Source organism: Pseudomonas sp. DR 5-09 (genome assembly GCF_001655595.1).
GTDB classification, from domain to species: Bacteria; Pseudomonadota; Gammaproteobacteria; order Pseudomonadales; family Pseudomonadaceae; genus Aquipseudomonas; species Aquipseudomonas pharyngis.
Genome location: NZ_CP011566.1, coordinates 624,869 through 643,318, shown reverse-complemented (window position 1 = coordinate 643,318; position 18,450 = coordinate 624,869). Strand labels below are relative to the sequence as shown.

Sequence of the window (18,450 nt, the reverse complement as noted above, 5' to 3'; positions counted from 1 at the left end):
CGTTTTCACGACCGGGCAGACCTTTAGTTGTAGCGTCAGGAAGGCTGTGCAACAAACGACCTTTACGCGAGATATCATTCCGTTTATTCATGCTGCGCAGAAAGACAAGAAAAGGAACGCCCATGCTGAACAAACGCCACTTGCCGTCGATCACCGCGTTGCAGTGCTTCGAGGCTGTGACCCGGCACCTGAGTTTCACCCGGGCCGCCGAGGAACTGAACCTGACCCAGAGCGCTGTCAGCAAGCAGGTGGCGCAGCTCGAGGAATTGCTGCAGCACTTGTTGTTCCGTCGCGTACGCCGCCGTTTGCAGATGACCCCGGCCGGCGATCTGTACCTGGTGGAAGTCAGAAAAATCCTGACCCAGGTCGAGATGTCGACCCATTACCTGCGTTCCTACGGCGGCGAGACCGAAGTCCTGCGGGTCTCCACGCCCTCAACCTTCGGCGCCCGCTGGCTGGTGCCGCGCCTCAAGGGCTGGCGTCTGCGTCATCCGTCGATTCATCTGGACCTGTGCAACGAGCAAGAAGCGGATGATCTGCTGCAAGGGCGCAGCGACCTGGCGTTCTATTTCGGCCAGGGTTCGCGCCCCGGCACCGAGTGCCTGAAGCTGTTCGGCGAAGAACTGGTGCCGGTCTGCGCGCCGAGCAGCCTGCCGGACACTCCGTTGACTGACCCAACGCAACTCACCGATCTGGTCCTGCTGCAGAATGCTTCCCGCCCGCAAGCGTGGCACGACTGGTTCGACAGCCAGGGCTACCAGACCGAACACAGCTACCACGGCCCGCGCTTCGAAACCTTTTATATGTGCATCCGCGCCGCGCAGGTCGGCTGCGGCGTCGCCCTGCTGCCGAGGTTTCTGGTGGAAGAGGAATTGGCCGACGGCAAACTGGTCATTCCCTGGCAGCATGCGATGCCCAGCACCGACGCCTATTACCTGGCCTACCCGGAACACGCGGCAGAAGTGCCCAAGGTGCGGGATTTCGTGAAGTGGATGCTGGAGCAGATCGACAGTCCGGTTTGAAGTTGTATTCAGTCCCTGTGGCGGTCAAAAAATCGCTGGCAATCCCCACCCCGGATATGCGCCACTAGCGCCATTGATTGATACCGCGCCAACGCGCGGTCCGCCTGGAGACCCCTTTATGAGCGAGAGTGTGTTTGCCGATCGCATCGTGCAGAACCTGCTCGACACCGACTTCTACAAACTGACGATGATGCAGGCGGTGCTGCACAACTACCCCAACGTCGAAGTCGAATGGGAGTTCCGTTGCCGTAACAGTGAGGATCTGCGCCCTTATCTGGCGGAGATCCGCTTCCAGGTCGAGCGTCTGGCCGAGTTGAGCCTGAGCGCCGATCAGTTGAGCTTTCTCGAGCGCATCTCGTTCCTCAAGCCGGATTTCCTGCGGTTCCTCGGTCTGTTCCGTTTCAACCTGCGCTACCTGCACACCGGCATCGAGAACGGCGAGCTGTTCATCCGCCTGCGCGGGCCGTGGCTGCATGTGATTCTGTTTGAAGTGCCGCTGCTGGCGATCGTCAGCGAAGTGCGCAACCGCTATCGCTACCGCGAAACGGTGCTGGAACAGGCCCGCGAACAGCTCTACCGCAAGTTCGACTGGCTGACAGCCAACGCCTCGGCCGAAGAATTGTCGCAGTTGCAGGTCGCCGATTTCGGCACACGCCGGCGGTTTTCCTACCGCGTGCAGGAAGAAGTGGTGAACGTGCTCAAGCACGATTTCCCCGGGCGTTTTGTCGGCACCAGCAACGTCCACCTGTCCCGCGAACTGGACATGAAACCGCTGGGCACCATGGCCCACGAATGGATCATGGCCCACCAGCAACTCGGCCCGCGACTGATCGACAGCCAGATCGCCGCCCTCGATTGCTGGGTCCGCGAGTACCGCGGCTTGTTGGGGATCGCCCTCACGGACTGCATCACCACCGACGCGTTCCTCGGCGATTTCGATCTGTTCTTCGCCAAGCTGTTCGACGGTCTGCGCCACGACTCCGGGGACCCGGTGCTGTGGGGCGAAAAATGCATCGCCCACTATCACAAGCTCGGCATCGACCCGATGAGCAAGACGTTGGTGTTCTCCGACAGCCTGACCCTGCCCAAGTCGCTGGAGATCTTCCGGGCCCTGCGTGGTCGGATCAATGTCAGCTTCGGTATCGGCACCAACCTGACCTGTGACATTCCGGGTGTCGAACCGATGAGCATCGTGCTTAAAATGACCGCCTGCAACGGCCAACCGGTGGCGAAGATCTCCGACGAGCCGGGCAAGACCCACTGCAAAGATCCGAATTTCGTCGCCTACTTGCGACACGTTTTCCAGGTTCCTGCCGTTTCCAGCCTTTCCAGCAAGGAGTGAATTCATGCAAGCCGTACAGCGTGAGATTGCTGAACAGCTCAACGTTCAGCCGCCGTTCGCCGATCACCAGGCCCTCGAAGCGGAAGTCGCCCGCCGCATCACCTTCATCCAGGATTGCCTGACCAATTCCGGACTCAAGACCCTGGTGCTGGGCATCAGCGGCGGGGTGGATTCGCTGACCGCAGGCCTGCTGGCCCAGCGCGCCATGCGTGAACTGCGCGAGCGCACCGGCGACGAGGCCTACAAGTTCATCGCCGTGCGCCTGCCGTACGACGTGCAGTTCGATGAACACGACGCCCAGGCCTCGGTAGACTTCATCGCCCCGGACGAGCGCCACACCGTCAACATCGGCCCGGCAGTAAAGTCCCTGGCCAGCGAAGTCGCAGCCTTCGAAGGCAAGCACGCGGTGTCGGTGGATTTCGTGCTCGGCAACACCAAGGCGCGGATGCGCATGGTCGCCCAGTACACCATCGCCGGCGCGGCCCACGGCCTGGTGATCGGCACCGACCACGCGGCGGAAGCGGTGATGGGTTTCTTCACCAAGTTCGGTGACGGCGCCTGCGACCTGGCCCCACTCAGCGGTCTGGTGAAAAACCAGGTCCGGGCCATCGCCCGCAGCTTTGGCGCACCGGAATCGCTGGTGGAAAAAGTGCCGACGGCGGATCTGGAAGACCTGTCGCCGGGCAAGCCGGATGAAGCCTCCCACGGCGTGACCTACGCCGAAATCGACGCTTTCCTGCACGGCGAGCCGGTGCGTCAGGAAGCGTTCGACATCATCGTCAACACCTACAAAAAGACTCATCACAAACGCGTGATGCCGTTTGCGCCTTGAATCCAGGGCATAAAAAAAGCGTCCTTCGGGACGCTTTTTTTGACCGTGTGTTGCTTACTTCAGGGTCACGGTGCCTTTCATCATCGAGATGTGGCCTGGAAACGAGCAGAAGAAGCCGTATTTCTCGTCAGCCTTGAGCTTGGACACGTCGAAGGTCACCGAGTCGGTTTCCTTGGCGCCGATGATCTTGGTGTGAGCGATGACGCGCTCGTCACCGTCCTTCAGGTAGTTCTTGTCGATGCCGGCGGCCAGGCCGTCGGTGGCGATCGGCTGCATGTCGGCTTCTTTGCTGATCACCAGGTTATGGCCCATGACGTTCTTCGGCAGGCTGCCGGAGTGGGTCAGCTCGACGGTGAAGGTCTTGCAGCTCTTGTCGATTTCGATGGCCTTGGTGTTGAAGGACATCTGGTCGGTGGAGTCAACGGTGGTTTTGCACTCGGCAGCCATCAATTGGCTGCTGGCCAGCGCCAGCAGGGATACCGCAACAACTTTGGAAAACATGGTGAATCTCCAAGGCAGGGTTAACAAAACACGAATGGTTGGAAGACTGCCTGAAATCTTCGCAAGTTCCTATGACTTGAGTCAAAAATTGTATACAACTTTCAGGCTATGACACTCATCGAAACAATCTAACAGCCAGACGTTTGGCCGGGCCGTATCTTCAGGGCTCGACACTCATCTGGAGCATCCGTCATGTCCTTCAACAGCCTGTTGTGCAGTCTGCTCGCTGCTTACGCCTGTGGCGCCAGCGGTACCTGTGAAACCCCGAAACGCGAAGTCTAGCCCTTGGATCAAGACGTGCCAGCCATTACCCTGTGACCGATTGACCCAGGAGGAAGGCATGTCTCTCACATCCGTTTGTGTATTTTGCGGTGCCAACGCCGGCACCACTCCGGCGTACACCGAAGCCGCCATCGCCCTCGGCACAGCTATCGCCGAGCGTAAGCTGACGCTGGTCTACGGCGGTGGCGCTGTCGGCCTGATGGGGATTGTCGCTGACGCCGCGCTGGCGGCCGGTGGCGAAGTGATCGGCATCATCCCGCAGAGCCTGATGGACAAGGAAATCGGTCACAAGAGCCTGACGCGCCTGGAAGTGGTCGACGGCATGCACGCCCGCAAGGCGCGAATGGCCGAACTCAGCGATGCGTTCATCGCCCTGCCCGGTGGCCTCGGCACCCTGGAAGAGTTGTTCGAAGTCTGGACCTGGGGCCAGCTCGGCTACCACGGCAAGCCGCTGGGCCTGCTGGAAGTGAACGGTTTCTACAGCAAACTCACTGCATTTCTCGATCACATCGTCGGCGAAGGCTTCGTTCGTGCGCCGCACCGTGACATGCTGCAAGTGAGTGAATCGCCGCAAACGCTGCTCGAGGCTCTCGACCACTGGAAGCCCACCGTCACGCCCAAGTGGGTCGACCAGAAACCCGATTAACCGCCGGGCACCGATACAGGGCAGAATACGCGCCGCTCAACCTCACCTTCGACCCCAGAGGATCGCCCATGGCCAAACCCAATTACTCCTTCGCCAAACGTCAACGTGACTTGGCCAAGGAACAGAAGAAAGAGGAAAAGCTTCAGCGCAAGAAACAGATGGCTGAAGAGGCGGCACTGAACCCTGACGGTGAAGTGGCGACTGAAGATGATGATGTTGAGACACCGAAAGACCCGGCGCCCGACGCCTGAGCAAATTGCTGAAACCTTGAACACAATCCCTGTGGGAGCGGGCATGCTCGCGAAAGCGTCGTGACATTCACTATGGATGTGACTGAAAAATTGCTTTCGCGAGCAAGCTCGCTCCCACATTTGATCTTCACTCCTCCAGTGGCAACACGGTGACGCGGACTTCCGGGTCGTGATTGCCACCGCCCAGAATCACCCCGCGCAACGGCGACACATCGGAGAAATCCCGGCCCCAGGCCAGGGTGATGTGCTCCAGTGCCGGCTGCACATTGTTTGTCGGATCAAAATCCACCCAGCCCAGCACCGGGCAAAACACCGAGACCCAGGCATGGGACGCATCGGCGCCGATCAGCCGTGGCTGCCCCGGTGGCGGTTGAGTCAGCAGGTAGCCGCTGACGTAACGCGCCGCCAGCCCGCGTGAGCGCACACAGGCGAGCATCAGGTGCGCGAAGTCCTGACAGACCCCGCGCCGCCGCTCCAGTACCTCCACCAGCGGCGTCGCGACCTGGGTCGCTTCGGCATCGAAGGTGAATTCGCTGAAGATCTTCTGCATCAGGGCCTGCACACCCAGCATCAACGGTCTGCCGGCCGGGAAACAGCTCTCCGAAAACTCGACGAAGCTGCGTTTGAGATGCACGTAGGGCGACTGAAATCGATAGCGACAGACTTCCAGCAACGAAGCGGACAGCGGCTGGCTGCTGTAGGTCAGCGCGTTGCGGGTCAGTTCCCAGGCCGGCGACTGCTGGAAATCCACCACGGGCCGCGCCAGCACTTCGACCGTCAGCCGTGCGTTGACCTGCAATTCATCGTGGGGCCGTTCGAAGGCCAGGCGGGTCAGCGGATTGCCGAACACATCCTGCTCGTCACGGCGGGTGGTCGGCTGCGGGCTGATCAGCAATTGCTGCTCGCTGCAGCGCTGCCAGTCGCACTCGCGCGGCCACAGATGCGCCAGTTGCTGGGCCAGGGATACCGGGCTGTCGTAGCGATAGCAGGTGTCGTGAAAGATCTGGTAATGGGCGCTCATCAGACGGACACCGTACGCTGGCTGACATCATCGACATGGGCGAAATGGCGCAGGGCCAGACGATCCGAGACCTGACTGCTGGCGTCGGCGATTTCCTGCAACAGATCCGCCAGACCGTCGAGGGCCGCGCGTACGCTGGATTCGCCGAACAGGGGATTCTCCAGACAGCTCAGATCGAAGCGCGCCAGACGCTCGACCAGCGGCGGCAATCCTGCCTCCCTCGGCATACCGAAGTCATCATTCAGCCGCTTGAGGGTGCGGGTCACCAGCTTCAACTGGAACAGCACCGCATGGGGGTTCTGCTCGTCCAGCAGCAACAGGTCGAGCACCGGAATCAACTGCGCCACCGCCAGATAACGCGAGCGATAGGTGATGCTGCTGTTGCCCAGCTCCAGCAACCACTCAAGCCCGGCCTGATCGAACGCCCCGGCGCCCCGCAGGAAACCCGCGAGACTGCCGCTGAGAAATTGCAGGCGTTCGATGCGCCGGCCGATCATCAGGAAGCGCCAGCCCTCGTCGCGGGTCATGTCGTCGAGGGCAAACCCGGACAGCGCCGCCAGCGACATCACCAACCGGTTGAGAAAATCCAGCAGCTCGCCGAAGTCAGGTTCGTCGGTGTCCAGTTCCGAAGCCTCACGCTGCAGCTCCACCAGCGCCTGCCAGTTTTCCCGGGACAACTTGCCGCGCACTTGCGAAGCCGCCCACTGCAAGCGCTGCAGGTTGGAGCGCAGGCTGAACGACCAGTCCTCGCCGAGCAGCGCCGCAAGCAAGCGTTCCGGCAGTTCGCCTTCATCCGGCAGCAGCATCAGCCGCTCGCCCAGATCCACCGCAGCCTGCAGGGCTTGCGGGTCATCGCCGTCGACGTAGCGCGCGAGCATGATCCGCAGCAGCCGCGCGCTGTCGTCGCAGCGCTCGCAGTAACGGCCGAACCAGAACAGGTTTTCCACCACCCGCGACGGCAGGTACGGATCGCGGCGCACCAGATCGGGCACGCCGATATTGCGCTGGGCTTTCCACTGTTCCCCGCTCGGTGACCGATCCCCCAGCACCCAGGTGTCCTTGCTCGCACCACCGCGCTGCATCGACACCACTTCGGCATCGGCTTCGGCCGCGACCCGGGTCAGGCCACCGGGCAACACCCGATAACCGTCGTGACTGGCCACCGCGTACATGCGCATGCCGATTGCCCGGGGTTGCAGTTGCCCGTCCTCGGGCTGCCAGATCGGCGCCTGGGACAGCTGCGCGAGTTCTTGCGCGACATAGGCATAAGGGCGGGCCTGCATGCGCGCGGCGAGACTTTCACGCTGTTTTTCGCTCAGATCCCGGCCAAAAACCGGAGGGAAGCTTTGCGAGGGGAACGCCGGCTTGATCAGCAGCTCCGGCAGTTTCTCCAGGGCCTGGGCCAACACCGGCGCTTCGCCGCACCACCACGTGGCGATGGAAGGCAGGATCAGGTCTTCGCCGAACAGGTACTGATTGATCTTCGGCAGAAAACCGAGCAGCCCCGGCGACTCCAGTACGCCACTGCCCAGTGCATTGGCCACCAGCACCCGGCCCTGACGCACCGCGTCCAGCAATCCGGGAACGCCCAGCGCGGAATCGGTGCGCAGTTCCAGCGGATCGCAGAAGTCATCGTCGAGCCGGCGCAGGATCGCGTGTACCCGGCGCAGGCCACTGAGGGTTTTCAGGTAGACCGTGGCATCACGCACCGTCAGGTCACCGCCCTCCACCAGCGGATAACCGAGCTGGCGGGCAAGATAAAGATGTTCGAAATAGCTCTCGTTGAAGCGCCCCGGGGTCAGCAACACCACCAGCGGCGCGTCATCGTCGCAGGGAGCCTGACGGGCGAGGGTTTCCTGCAGGGTGCGGAAGAATCCGGCCAGATGCTGCACTTTCAGATCCCGATACAACTCGGGGAAGGCGCGGGACACGATAGTGCGGTTTTCCAGCGCATAACCGGCACCGGATGGCGCCTGGGTACGATCCGCCGTCACCCACCAGCGTCCGTCCGGCGTGCGCGCCAGATCCACGGCATACAGGTGCAGAAAGGCCCCGTCCGGCGGCGCAATGCCCTGACAGGGCCAGAGGAAGTTGTTGTGGCCGAACACCAGCTCCGCCGGCAGCAGCCCTTCGCTGATCAGCCGCTGCGGGCCGTACAGATCCGCCAGCACCGCATTGAGCAGCCGCGCGCGCTGGGCGATTCCGGCGGACAGTTGCTGCCACTCATCAGCAGCGATCACGTGGGGCAGCAGATCCAGCTCCCACGGACGATCCGCGCCTTTCGGATCCGCATAGACGTTGTAGGTCACGCCGTTTTCCTGAATCTGCCGGGTCAGCAATGCCTGACGCTGCACCAGGTGCGCCGGGGTGCTGCGCTGCAAATGGTCGACCAGTCGCCGCCAGTGCGGGCGCACCGCCCCGCTGTCGTCGAGCAGTTCGTGATAGGTGCCCGCAGTCAGCGGGTAGCGGTCAAGCAGGTCAGGCATGGAAAGCTCGGCAGCCGGCAGGGAACAGTCAGACTAACGCAGGCACATGACGCCCGGATATACGAAAAATCCGGGCGTCGTGTACGAATCAAAAACGTCGTAAATCGAGAGTCATCGGCAGTTCGTCGGAGATAGTCAGGTTCGGTACAGGAAGTTTCCCCGGCGAGTGTCCGATGCGGAAGAACCGCGCCATGCGCCGGCTCTCCGCTTCGTTGGCGTTGACCGGCAGCGTCTCGTAATTGCGCCCGCCCGGATGGGCGACGTGGTACTGACAGCCGCCCAGCGAACGCTGCATCCAGGTATCGAGCAAGTCGAACACCAGCGGCGCATGCACCGGGATCGTCGGTTGCAGGCAGTTGGCCGGTTGCCACGCGCGAAAACGTACGCCGGCGACAAACTCGCCAACCCGTCCGGTCGGTTGCAGCGGCACCGGGATGCCATTGCAGGTCAGCAGATAGCGCTGCGGCGGCAGCCCCGTAAGCTTGACCTGCAAACGCTCCAGCGATGAATCGACGTAGCGCACCGTGCCGCCCGCCGCGCCCTCCTCGCCCAGCACGTGCCAGGGTTCGAGAGCCTGGCGCAATTCCAGCTCGATATCGTTGACGGCGTAATCGCCGACCTTGGGGAAACGGAACTCAAGATGCGCCGCAAACCATTCCGCACGCAGGGGGTAACCGGCATTGTTGAGTTCGACGATGACGTCGGCGAAGTCCTGTTCGATGAAGTGCGGCAACATGAAGCGGTCGTGCAGCTCCGTACCCCAGCGCGCCAGTTTCGGCGGCGCGTAGGGCTCGCGCCAGAACCGCGCCACCAGCGCTCGCAACAACAGCTGCTGCGCCAGGCTCATGCGCGCATGGGGTGGCATTTCGAAACCACGCAACTCCAGCAAGCCGAGGCGCCCGGTGGCGCCGTCCGGTGAATACAGCTTGTCGATGCAGAACTCGGCGCGGTGGGTGTTGCCGGTGACGTCGATCAGCAAATTGCGCAACAGGCGATCGACCAGCCACGGCGGGCATTCCTCTCCCGGCGCCGGCATTTGTGCGAAAGCGATTTCCAGTTCGTACAGCGCGTCGTTGCGCGCTTCGTCGACCCGTGGCGCCTGAGAGGTCGGGCCGATGAACAGACCGGAAAACAGGTACGACAGTGAAGGATGGTTATGCCAGTAACTGATCAGGCTACGCAGCAGGTCCGGACGGCGCAGAAACGGTGAGTCGCCCGGTGTCGCGCCGCCGAGCACGAAATGGTTACCACCGCCGGTGCCGGTGTGCCGCCCGTCGACCATGAATTTCTCGGTGGACAGTCGGGTCTGGCGCGCTTCTTCGTACAGAAACTCGGTGCGTTCGACCAACTCGTCCCACGTCGCGGACGGCTGCACGTTGACCTCGATCACGCCGGGATCCGGGGTGATGCGGAAATTGCTCAGGCGCGGATCGCTCGGCGGCTCGTAGCCTTCCAGCAACACCGGACAATGCAGCTCTTCGGCGGTGGCTTCGATGGCCGCGACCAGTTCCAGATAATCCTCGACCCGCTCCAGCGGCGGCATGAACAGGTACAACCGGCCTTCCCGGGCCTCGGCGCACAAGGCGGTGCGGGTCAGCCAGTCGGCGGACTCATCGATCTTCGGTACACGCTCGTCTGCCGGAGCCGGCTCACGGTGGTCGTTGAGCTGCGCTGTTTCGGGCAGCTCGGGGAAATCCTGGTTCGGGTCGTTCGGATGAATGAACGGATACTCCGCTGCCTTCACCCAGGGCTGCGAGCCCAGCGGCAGGCGATAGCCGAGCGGTGAATCCCCCGGCACCAGCCGGCAATGCTCATCGCGCAGATACCAGCGCCCGCTCTGCCACTGATCGCCCTTGGCGGTGCGCGCCAGCGGCAACACCTGGCCGATGATCTTGTCCAGCCCCTGACTGAACACCTTGCGCAGTCGCGCACGTTCCAGCGGCTCCTCCAGACGCGAGTCTTCGGCGCTGACGTTGCTCGGTAAGGCGCCCTCGCGCCAGAGGTAATAGAAGTTGTCTTCGTAGGCCGGGAACACGAAGCGTGTCGGCAGTTTCAGGCGCTCGGCGACACTCGCCAGAAAGCGCCCGGCCAGCTCACCCGTAGCGCCGTAATCCTGCTGCTCATCGGCGATCAGTGCGTTGTTGTGCCAGATCGGCACACCGTCGCGGCGCCAGTAACAATTCAGTGACCAGCGCGGCAGTTGCTCGCCTGGATACCATTTGCCCTGGCCAAAATGCACCAGCCCCTTGGGCGCGTAATGCTTGCGCATGCGCTGGAACAGTTCGGCGGAGAGCCGGCGCTTGTCCGGACCCAGCGCGGCGGTGTTCCACTCGGCGCCGTCGGGGTCGTCGATGGACACGAAGGTGGGTTCGCCGCCCATGGTCAGGCGCACATCGCCTTCCAGCAGATCGGCATCGATTTGCCGGCCCAGCGCCTGGATCGCCAGCCATTGCTCATCGGTGTAGGGCTTGGTAACCCGGGGTGCTTCCCAGATCCGCTCTACGGACATTTCGTGGCTGAACTCGCACTCGCAAGGCTCCACCAGACCACTGATCGGCGCCGCCGAGGACGGATCGGGACTGCAGGCCAACGGGATGTGCCCTTCCCCGGCGAACAGTCCGGAGGTGGCGTCGAGGCCGATCCAGCCGGCGCCGGGGAGATACACCTCGCACCACGCGTGCAGGTCAGTAAAGTCCACTTCGGTGCCGGACGGGCCGTCGAGGCTTTTCACGTCGGCGGTCAATTGAATCAGGTAGCCGGAGACGAAACGCGCCGCCAGCCCGAGGTTGCGCAGCAGTTGCACCAGCAACCACGCCGAATCACGGCAGGAACCGGAGGCATGTTCGAGGGTGTGCTCCGGAGTCTGCACACCCGGTTCCATGCGAATCAGGTAATTGATGTCTTCGCTCAGACGCTGGTTGAGCGCCACCAGGAAATCCACGGCCGGCAACGGCGTGCGGTCGATGGCGTCCAGATAGGCCTTGAATGTCGGCGTCAGCGGCAGGGTTTCGAGGTACGGCGCCAGTTCCTTGCGCTCATCGGCGGCGTAGGCGAAGGGGATTTTCTCGGCGTAGGGCTCGAGGAAAAAGTCGAACGGGTTGAACACCGCCATCTCGGCCAGCAGATCGACCTCGATCCGCAGTTCGGCGGTTTTCTCGGGGAACACCAGCCGGGCGAGGTAGTTGCCCTGAGGGTCCTGCTGCCAGTTGATGAAGTGCTGCTCGGGCGAGACTTTCAGTGAATAGGACAGAATCCGCGTACGGCTGTGGGCAGCCGGGCGCAGACGCACGATCTGCGGGCCGAGTTCGACAGCGCGGTCGTAGCGGTAATGCGTGACGTGATGCAATGCGACATGAATCGACACGGCGTGCCTCCTGCGAGCCCAAGCGTATTCGAAAGCGCGCAAGACTTATGCCATGCAGAGGCTTGGGCGCTTTCCCGGAATGCTTAGGGCAGTACAGCACCAAAATCGGGCGATGCGGTGAAATGGTTTGGCACAGTTGCACGCAAATGTTGCGAGGCACAACGCAAAACGCCAACCCGAAGGTTGGCGTTCTGTTCAGCTCAAGTGCATTTCAGCGCGGTACGACCGGCTTGCGTGCCGGTTTCGGGCCTTTGCCCTTCGCCGCTTCCTTGCGCTCCTTGGCGGCCTGCTGGTTGCGGGCGAATGCCGCGGCCTTGGCCTGTTCACGCTTGTCCCAAGGATTGCCGCCGTCACTGGCGCGCGGAGGCAGACCGGTGTGCTGCGTGAGGATCTTGGTGGTCTTCTCTTTCGCGACCTTGTGGCTGCCGGCCGGCGTCGAGTTCTTGCGACGGGCACTCTGGTAGCTGTCGGTAGCCGGCTGGTGCAGCGGGATCAACTGGTTCTTGCCCGGCCCGATCAGGTCGGCACGGCCCATGCGGGTCAGCGCTTCACGCAGCATCGGCCAGCCTTTCGGGTCGTGATAACGCAGGAACGCCTTGTGCAGACGACGCTGCTCTTCGCTCTTGACGATGGTCACGCCGTCGCTCTTGTAGGTGACCTTGCGCAGCGGGTTCTTGCCCGAGTGGTACATCGCGGTGGCGGTAGCCATCGGCGACGGATAGAACGCCTGCACCTGGTCGGCGCGGAAGCCGTTGCCCTTGAGCCACAGGGCCAGGTTCATCATGTCTTCGTCGGTGGTGCCCGGGTGCGCGGCGATGAAGTACGGGATCAGGTACTGCTCTTTCCCCGCCTCCTTGGTGTACTTCTCGAACATGCGCTTGAAGCGATCGTAGGTGCCGATCCCCGGTTTCATCATCTGGTTGAGCGGACCTTCCTCGGTGTGTTCCGGGGCGATCTTCAGGTAACCGCCGACGTGGTGGGTCACCAGCTCCTTGACGTACTCCGGCGACTCGACCGCAAGGTCGTAACGCAGGCCGGAGGCGATCAGGATCTTCTTCACACCCGGTAACGCACGGGCGCTGCGGTACAGCTGAATCAGCGACGAGTGGTCGGTGTTCAGGTTCGGGCAGATGCCCGGGAACACGCAGGACGGCTTGCGGCACGCGGATTCGATTTCCGGGCTCTTGCAGGCGATGCGGTACATGTTCGCGGTCGGGCCGCCGAGGTCGGAGATGACGCCGGTGAAGCCCGGCACCTTGTCGCGGATCTCTTCGATTTCGCGAATGATCGACTCTTCGGAGCGGTTCTGGATGATCCGGCCTTCGTGCTCGGTGATCGAGCAGAAGGTGCAGCCACCGAAGCAGCCACGCATGATGTTCACCGAGAAACGGATCATGTCGTAGGCAGGGATTTTTTCCTTGCCGTACGCAGGGTGCGGAACACGTGCATAAGGCATGCCGAACACGTAGTCCATTTCTTCAGTGGTCATCGGAATCGGCGGCGGGTTGAACCAGACGTCGATCTCGCCATGCTTCTGCACCAGCGCACGGGCGTTGCCCGGGTTGGTTTCCAGGTGCAGCACGCGGTTGGCGTGGGCGTACAGAACCGGGTCGTTACGCACCTTTTCCATCGACGGCAGGCGGATCACGGTCTTGTCGCGGGTCATTTTCGGGCTGGCCAGGATCTGTACGACCTTGGCTTCTTCCGGGTCTTCAACCGGGCCCTTCTCCTGCTCGATCGCGCAAGCCTGAGTGTCCTGGGTGTTGACGTACGGGTTGATGATCTTGTCGATCTTGCCCGGACGGTCGATGCGCGTGGAGTCGACTTCGTACCAGCCCGTCGGTGTGTCGCGACGGATGAACGCGGTGCCGCGCACATCGGTGATGTCTTCGATCTTGTGACCGTAGGACAGACGCTGGGCGACTTCGACAATCGCCCGCTCGGCGTTGCCGTACAGCAGGATGTCGGCGCTGGCGTCAATCAGGATCGAGTTGCGCACGCGGTCCTGCCAGTAATCGTAGTGGGCGATGCGACGCAGGGAGGCTTCGATACCGCCGAGCACGATCGGCACGTGCTTGTAGGCTTCCTTGCAGCGCTGGCTGTAGACCAGGCTCGCTCGATCCGGACGTTTGCCGGCCATGCCGCCCGGGGTGTAGGCGTCGTCGGAACGGATTTTCTTGTCCGCGGTGTAACGGTTGATCATCGAGTCCATGTTGCCGGCCGCGACGCCGAAGAACAGGTTCGGCTCGCCGAGCTTCATGAAGTCGTCTTTGGACTGCCAGTTCGGCTGCGCGATGATCCCGACGCGGAAGCCTTGCGACTCCAGCAGCCGGCCGATGATCGCCATGCCGAACGACGGGTGATCGACGTAGGCATCTCCCGTAACAATGATGATGTCGCAGGAATCCCAGCCAAGCTGATCCATCTCCTCCCTGCTCATCGGCAGGAACGGCGCTGGCCCGAAACATTCGGCCCAATATTTTGGATAGTCAAATAACGGCTTGGCTGCTTGCATGTCGATAACCGGTGTTGGCTTTCATTGAATTCGCGGGCGCGGAATATAGCACAAATTTTGACCAATTCCGACGACTGTGGTCGGTTTCTCTCAGCCTCGTCCACGGCCAAGCACTTTGTTCAACAAATGGGTTCACGACTTATTCAAGGATGAATACACATGCCTGTAAAACCACCCTCCAGAGGCGTCACCACCGTCGAAGTTCACAATCCACCTTCGACTTCAGCGACCAACCGTTCACCACAGACCCCCGCTTCGCCTCTAACTCCCCCGGTCGTACGCCGCCCCCCTTCTCAACCTGCACCGGACAGGACTCCGGCATTTGCAGACCCGGACACAATCTCTCCCGCACCAGCCGTGACCTTCGACGAAATCCATTCCTCCCCGAGGGCAACACCGGTACGTCCTTCGTTTGATACCTATCGCATCCGTTTCGGGTCGCAACTGCCAGAGGCCGATGCGCAAGGCTTCAGAAACTTCAAGGGGCGGCTGTTCGTCGATGCGTACGATGGCAGCGTCCTGCAGGTTGGCCTGGACCCTGACAGCCGACTTTACCGGGCAAGGCTGAGCAGTGAATTGAATCCCTCGGGCCCTGTTCTCGTTCAGGATCCCCAAAACAAGCGATGGCATCCGGTGGATGATTTCGAGGCTGAACCCATTGCGTTGACTTCCAGTCGACTGGAAGCGTTCAGGACGCCTCTGAATTTCGTCGGTGTCGCGCCGGACAGTGACGGTCTGCACAGCTTCGAAGGTAAGCGCTACGTGATCATCGACAGCCAGGCCTATCAAGTAATGCAGGATGTCGATGCATCCTCTCCCGCACACAAGGTCTGGCGGGTGGTCAAGCCGAAAGATCCTGTCGCCACTGACAGCGAAAACATCTACCGCGCCAGTCGGGGCGGTGAAACGCTGGCCATTGCCCGCACGTCCGACGGTTTTTGGGGTTTCAGTCTCGACGGACTAAAGGGTGGCATGCGTCGCAACGCGCAAGCTCAGGACAGCAAAGCCTATCTGCTTCAACGGCATGAATTCATCAGGAACGCCTTCGATGCCCTGGCCGCATCCAACAGGCGCTATGGCGAACTCTGGGCCAGCGCCGAACACCTGCCTGAGGGAAGTGACGCCGAGAAAGCCGCGCTGATCGAACTCGAAGTGCATGTGATCAAACACACAAGAATGCAGGCCGATTACGTCAAATCACTGATCGATAACAAGGACTGGTTGCTACTGCTCAAGGCTGGCGGGCTCTACAAAACCGAGCTTCATGCTCAGCAGATCAACAGAATCGACTACCTCAACAAATTGATTGCTGTCATGGATCGCAGGGTTCTGCCAACCCTGGATGTGATTACCGTCGAGTCGCTGAAGCGCAACCTTGTCCATCTCAACAAAAAGCTGAAGATCATGGACGATCGCCAGGCTGTGATGGATCAGATTCTAAAAGCTGATCGTAGCGCCCAAGGGGAGCTGGATGACATGAATCGCGGAATCCCCACTGTTGACCAGATCAACACCAGTAAATACAACATTTTCCTGCGCCTGATTTCCGACGATCCACAAAACCCGTCAAATCATGGCATGCGCACTGCCATGTCGATGCACTTGCTCAAACATGACCTGAACGAAGTTTCCGGATATCCCGAACCTCTCGCGCTGCAACTGGCGATCGAGAGCATCAAAAGCGACAGGGCCGGATTGTTGGCATTGATCACTTCGACACCCCCTACAAAGGCAGAGTACGTCAATCAGGCACTGTCACTGATGGATACCTTCGAATCGAAAATCGAAACCCGGCTGAATGAAATCTATGATCGGGTTGGCAGCAACAACGAACTGCCTGGCGACGATCATGATATCGACTTCGACTTCCTCCCGGCGCAACCTTCAGGAGCCGCCGAAATCGCAGCGCCGCGAAAGTTGTTCCGAACCCGTCAACATGGCACCTACCGGGTACTGGTGGGCGTTCAGGACACCGCTGCGGACGGCAGTGTCACGCTCAATGTTCCCGACATCTTCAAACCGAACGATCCACCTCAACGGTACGAGAAGAGAGAGGGTGAATGGCGGCCAGTGCGCCCCTCCCCGGCACCGGTTCCCAAACCTCAGCTGATGAACGAAGCCACAGCACGCCTTGGCAACGTGGAGGCGCATCTTGCCCAGGCAAGGATGATGGAAAACCGAAGGGACAACCCGACCACCATTGTCGAATACCTGGGGGCCGAGGTGGATCGACTCACAGATCTGGCGAAACGCCTCGAGACCCTCGATCAAATGGCAGTAGACGCTGAAACCACAGGTTTGATCGGGCGTCTGAAAGCTGCCGGCGACTCAATGGACGCCGAAGGCCAGGACATTCTGATACGGATGTATAAAAACAAGGATGTGCTGGACGTCCCGCGCCTGAGCTTCCTGCTCGATCACGCCCAGCTCAAGGTGGTCAAAACGGTGGCGCGCAAGCAACTGGGCAAGGGCAAAGACAGGTCATTTCTCGACGTCTATTCGATCATGGACCGCTCGGACAACACACCATTGTGGGAGGCCCACTTTCATTACGACAGGCAAGACCGCGCTGCGCTGGATTACACCGTCAAGGGTGCACATCTGAAAACGCTGGAGCAGCGCCTGCTCGGCAGCTCGTTTCAACAGCGCGAAGAACAGGCTGGGCGGCCCCACCAACGGATCTGGCGAGAACTCATCAGCCCAAGGGTTGCCCGGAAACTGTTTGATCATCTGGCGTGATCAATTGCGTTACTCGTCGTCGTCGAAGTTGTAACTGCCCGGCGCGAGGTTTTCGAAGCGGGTGTACTTGCCGATGAAGGCCAGGCGGATGAAGCCGATCGGGCCGTTCCGCTGCTTGCCGATGATGATTTCGGCAATGCCCTTGTGTTCGGTTTCCGGGTGATACACCTCGTCCCGGTACACGAACATGATCACGTCGGCGTCCTGCTCGATCGCTCCGGATTCCCGCAAGTCGGAGTTCACCGGGCGCTTGTTGGGACGTTGTTCCAGGGAGCGGTTGAGCTGCGACAGAGCAACTACCGGGCAGTTGAATTCCTTGGCCAGGGCTTTCAAGGATCGGGAGATCTCGGAAATCTCGTTGGTCCGGTTGTCGCCGCTGGAACCCGGGATCTGCATCAGCTGCAGGTAGTCGATCATGATCAGGCCGATGTCGCCGTGCTCGCGCACCAGACGCCGGGTCCGGGCACGCATCTCCGACGGGCTGATGCCGGCGGTGTCATCGATGAACAGCTTGCGGTCGTTGAGCAGGTTGACCGCCGAGGTCAGGCGCGGCCAGTCGTCGTCTTCCAGCTGGCCGGAACGCACCTTGGTCTGGTCGATACGACCGAGGGACGACAGCATACGCATGATCAGCGATTCGCCTGGCATCTCGAGGGAGTACACCAGCACGACCTTGTCGCTGCGCAACACGGCGTTTTCCACCAGGTTCATCGCGAAAGTCGTCTTACCCATCGAAGGACGGCCGGCGACGATGATCAAGTCGGCCGGTTGCAGTCCGCTGGTTTTCTCGTCGAGGTCGGTGTAGCCGGTGGACAGGCCGGTGATCGAGTCGGCGGTGTTGAACAGGGTATCGATGCGGTCGATGGCCTTGGTCAACAGGTCATTCACCCCCACCGGGCCGCCGGTTTTCGGCCGGGCTTCGGCAATCGCGAAGATCTGCCGCTCGGCTTCGTCGAGGATTTCCTCGGCGGTGCGACCTTCGGGGTTGAAGGCGCTGTCGGCAATTTCGGTGCTGATGCCGATCAGCTGACGCAATGTCGCGCGTTGGCGGACGATCTGCGCATAGGCCTTGATGTTGGCGACGGACGGCGTGTTTTTTGCCAGTTCGCCAAGGTAACCGAGGCCGCCGACCTGCGAAGTCTGTCCTTCCTTGTCCAGTTGCTCGGCAAGGGTCACGACGTCGATCGGCAGGTTCTGATCGGCCAGTTTGGCGATCGCACGGAAAATCAGACGGTGGTCATGCCGGTAGAAATCGCCGTCGGAGACTTGATCGAGCACGCGCTCCCAGGCGTTGTTGTCCAGCATCAGACCACCGAGCACGGCCTGTTCGGCCTCGATGGAATGCGGCGGCACCTTCAGCGCGGCAGTTTGCAGATCGTATTGCTCGGGAGCGGAGATTTCGTTCATGGCCACTTTTTAATCAGGAAAAGCAGGGAGTGCAGAAAGACA

General features: G+C 61.2%; 12 protein-coding genes. 6 read left to right on the top strand and 6 right to left on the bottom strand.

Annotated features, from left to right (window positions below; translation table 11 throughout):
- Nucleotides 1-122 precede the first annotated feature (122 nt).
- The 3 genes from PDR5_RS02785 to nadE all read left to right on the top strand — a co-directional run bounded on the left by PDR5_RS02785 (nt 123) and on the right by nadE (nt 3,196).
- Nucleotides 123-1,022, top strand: a complete 900-nt coding sequence (locus PDR5_RS02785) for a LysR family transcriptional regulator (RefSeq protein WP_064593129.1) — start codon at nt 123-125, stop codon at nt 1,020-1,022.
- 118 nt (nt 1,023-1,140) lie between these two features.
- Nucleotides 1,141-2,364, top strand: coding sequence for a nicotinate phosphoribosyltransferase (pncB, locus tag PDR5_RS02780; RefSeq protein ID WP_011332202.1), 1,224 nt, complete (start codon nt 1,141-1,143; stop codon nt 2,362-2,364).
- Between the two features lie 4 nt (nt 2,365-2,368).
- Nucleotides 2,369-3,196, top strand: coding sequence for an ammonia-dependent NAD(+) synthetase (nadE, locus tag PDR5_RS02775; RefSeq protein WP_039766691.1), 828 nt, complete (start codon nt 2,369-2,371; stop codon nt 3,194-3,196).
- Between the two features lie 54 nt (nt 3,197-3,250).
- On the opposite strand, the gene azu is transcribed toward nadE, so the two are convergent.
- Complete coding sequence (gene azu / locus PDR5_RS02770; protein WP_064593127.1) at nt 3,251-3,697, bottom strand: azurin; 447 nt, start codon at nt 3,695-3,697, stop codon at nt 3,251-3,253.
- Nucleotides 3,698-4,037: 340 nt separating this feature from the next.
- Here azu and PDR5_RS02765 point away from each other — a divergent pair, with 340 nt between their 5' ends.
- Nucleotides 4,038-4,625: a TIGR00730 family Rossman fold protein gene (locus tag PDR5_RS02765; RefSeq protein ID WP_064593125.1), complete on the top strand. Its 588-nt coding sequence runs from the start codon at nt 4,038-4,040 to the stop codon at nt 4,623-4,625.
- Between the two features lie 68 nt (nt 4,626-4,693).
- The gene (locus PDR5_RS02760) at nt 4,694-4,876 is read left to right on the top strand and encodes a hypothetical protein (protein ID WP_064593122.1); all 183 of its coding nucleotides are present in this window, start codon (nt 4,694-4,696) and stop codon (nt 4,874-4,876) included.
- Nucleotides 4,877-5,003: 127 nt separating this feature from the next.
- Here the strand turns inward: PDR5_RS02760 and PDR5_RS02755 are convergent, their stop codons facing one another.
- The 4 genes from PDR5_RS02755 to PDR5_RS02740 all read right to left on the bottom strand — a co-directional run bounded on the left by PDR5_RS02755 (nt 5,004) and on the right by PDR5_RS02740 (nt 14,262).
- On the bottom strand, nt 5,004-5,897 hold the full coding sequence (locus PDR5_RS02755) for a transglutaminase family protein (RefSeq protein WP_064593121.1): 894 nt from the start codon (nt 5,895-5,897) through the stop codon (nt 5,004-5,006).
- On the bottom strand, nt 5,897-8,383 hold the full coding sequence (locus PDR5_RS02750) for a circularly permuted type 2 ATP-grasp protein (RefSeq protein WP_064593119.1): 2,487 nt from the start codon (nt 8,381-8,383) through the stop codon (nt 5,897-5,899). The genes PDR5_RS02755 and PDR5_RS02750 overlap by 1 nt, the downstream gene beginning before the upstream one ends.
- A gap of 88 nt (nt 8,384-8,471) precedes the next feature.
- Complete coding sequence (locus PDR5_RS02745) at nt 8,472-11,747, bottom strand: transglutaminase family protein (protein WP_064593117.1); 3,276 nt, start codon at nt 11,745-11,747, stop codon at nt 8,472-8,474.
- A gap of 211 nt (nt 11,748-11,958) precedes the next feature.
- Entirely contained in the window at nt 11,959-14,262 is a 2,304-nt protein-coding gene (locus PDR5_RS02740; RefSeq protein WP_064593115.1) for a YgiQ family radical SAM protein, read from the bottom strand.
- Between the two features lie 357 nt (nt 14,263-14,619).
- Here PDR5_RS02740 and PDR5_RS02735 point away from each other — a divergent pair, with 357 nt between their 5' ends.
- Nucleotides 14,620-17,001, top strand: a complete 2,382-nt coding sequence (locus PDR5_RS02735; protein ID WP_156669307.1) for a hypothetical protein — start codon at nt 14,620-14,622, stop codon at nt 16,999-17,001.
- Nucleotides 17,002-17,010: 9 nt separating this feature from the next.
- Here the strand turns inward: PDR5_RS02735 and dnaB are convergent, their stop codons facing one another.
- Nucleotides 17,011-18,408 carry a replicative DNA helicase gene (gene dnaB, locus PDR5_RS02730; RefSeq protein ID WP_011332193.1) on the bottom strand — a complete coding sequence of 466 codons (1,398 nt, stop codon included), beginning with the start codon at nt 18,406-18,408 and terminating at the stop codon, nt 17,011-17,013.
- Between the last annotated feature and the right edge of the window lie 42 nt (nt 18,409-18,450).

Coding starts and splice junctions, on each gene's coding strand:
- PDR5_RS02755 (WP_064593121.1), bottom strand. CDS start 5,897: ATGAGCGCCCATTACCAGATCTTTCACGACACCTGCTATCGCTACGAC.
- azu (WP_064593127.1), bottom strand. CDS start 3,697: ATGTTTTCCAAAGTTGTTGCGGTATCCCTGCTGGCGCTGGCCAGCAGC.
- PDR5_RS02785 (WP_064593129.1), top strand. CDS start 123: ATGCTGAACAAACGCCACTTGCCGTCGATCACCGCGTTGCAGTGCTTC.
- nadE (WP_039766691.1), top strand. CDS start 2,369: ATGCAAGCCGTACAGCGTGAGATTGCTGAACAGCTCAACGTTCAGCCG.
- PDR5_RS02740 (WP_064593115.1), bottom strand. CDS start 14,262: ATGCAAGCAGCCAAGCCGTTATTTGACTATCCAAAATATTGGGCCGAA.
- PDR5_RS02765 (WP_064593125.1), top strand. CDS start 4,038: ATGTCTCTCACATCCGTTTGTGTATTTTGCGGTGCCAACGCCGGCACC.
- PDR5_RS02750 (WP_064593119.1), bottom strand. CDS start 8,383: ATGCCTGACCTGCTTGACCGCTACCCGCTGACTGCGGGCACCTATCAC.
- PDR5_RS02760 (WP_064593122.1), top strand. CDS start 4,694: ATGGCCAAACCCAATTACTCCTTCGCCAAACGTCAACGTGACTTGGCC.
- dnaB (WP_011332193.1), bottom strand. CDS start 18,408: ATGAACGAAATCTCCGCTCCCGAGCAATACGATCTGCAAACTGCCGCG.
- pncB (WP_011332202.1), top strand. CDS start 1,141: ATGAGCGAGAGTGTGTTTGCCGATCGCATCGTGCAGAACCTGCTCGAC.